Origin of the sequence: Bifidobacterium sp. UBA6881 (assembly GCA_002451435.1) — a bacterium.
Lineage (GTDB): Bacteria > Actinomycetota > Actinomycetes > Actinomycetales > Bifidobacteriaceae > Bifidobacterium.
In genome coordinates this window covers 7,733-9,005 of the sequence record DKCF01000047.1, presented here as the reverse complement: position 1 = coordinate 9,005, position 1,273 = coordinate 7,733, and the positions used below count along the sequence as shown (strand labels likewise).

1 protein-coding gene is annotated in these 1,273 nt (G+C 67.1%); it reads left to right on the top strand.

All coding sequences use genetic code 11. From position 1 onward, the window contains the following. Positions 1 to 1,273, top strand: a 1,273-nt coding sequence (locus tag B3C64_RS03960) for a beta-ketoacyl synthase N-terminal-like domain-containing protein (RefSeq protein ID WP_291533887.1), incomplete at both ends; no start/stop codon positions are given.

The following is a 1,273-nucleotide window of genomic DNA, read 5'->3' as shown; positions in this document are numbered from 1 at the left end:
CCACGACGAGGTCGTGGCCCGTTCCGGCATCCGTCCGTTCGAAGAGGGCATGGGCGGCGACTACAAGGATGGCGCCGACGAAGAGGAAGCCGAAGTGTTCCTCGACCACGACGTGACCTTCTCCGTCCCGACCCGCGAGATCGCCGAGGAATACGTCAAGCTCGACGAGGCGCACACCAGTTTCGAGGCCGACGCCGAATCCGGTGAATGGAACGTCACCCGTCACGCCGGTTCGATGATCCGCGTGCCGCGTCGCGCGGCGATGACCCGCACGGTGGGCGGCCAGTTCCCGAAGGGCTTCGACCCGGTCAAGTGGGGCATTCCGGCCTCCATGGTCGGCGACGTCGACGAGATCGCGCTGTGGAACATCGTCACCACGGTGGACGCGTACCTGTCCGCGGGCTTCACCCCGGCGGAGATCCTCGCGGCCGTGCACCCGTCCATGGTGGCCTCCACCCAAGGCACCGGCTTCGGCGGCATGGCCTCCATGAGGAAGCTGTACCTGGATCGGTTCCTCAACCACGAGATCCCGACCGACATCCTGCAGGAAGCCCTGCCGAACGTCGTCGCGGCGCATGTGATGCAGTCCTACATCGGCGGCTACGGCAACATGATCCAGCCGGTCTCCGCCTGCGCCACCGCCGCCGTCTCCCTTGAGGAAGGCGCCGACAAGATCGCCCTCGGCAAGGCCGACTTCGTGGTCACCGGCGCGATCGACGACATCGGCGTGGAATCCGTCATCGGCTTCGGCAACATGAACGCCACCGCCAACTCGGAGGAGATGTACGCCAAGGGCATCGACGCGCGCTTCTTCTCCCGTGCGAACGACCGTCGTCGCGGCGGCTTCGTCGAGTCCCAGGGCGGCGGCACCATCCTGCTGACCCGCGGCGACATCGCGCTGAAGCTCGGTCTGCCGGTCGCCGGCGTGGTCGGATTCGTCCACTCCTACGCGGACGGCGCGCACACCTCCATCCCGGCTCCGGGACTTGGCGCGCTCGCCGCCGGCATGGGTGGCAAGGATTCCAAGCTGGTTCGCGACCTCGCCAAGCTCGGCGTCGCCCCGGACGACATCGCAGTGGTCTCCAAGCACGACACGTCCACCAACGCCAACGACCCGAACGAGTCCGAACTGCACAACACGCTGGCCCACGCCATCGGCCGCACCGACGGCAACCCGCTGTTTGTCATCTCGCAGAAGACGCTCACCGGCCACGCCAAGGGCGGTGCCTGCATCTTCCAGGTCAACGGCCTGACGCAGCTGTTCAAGTCCGGC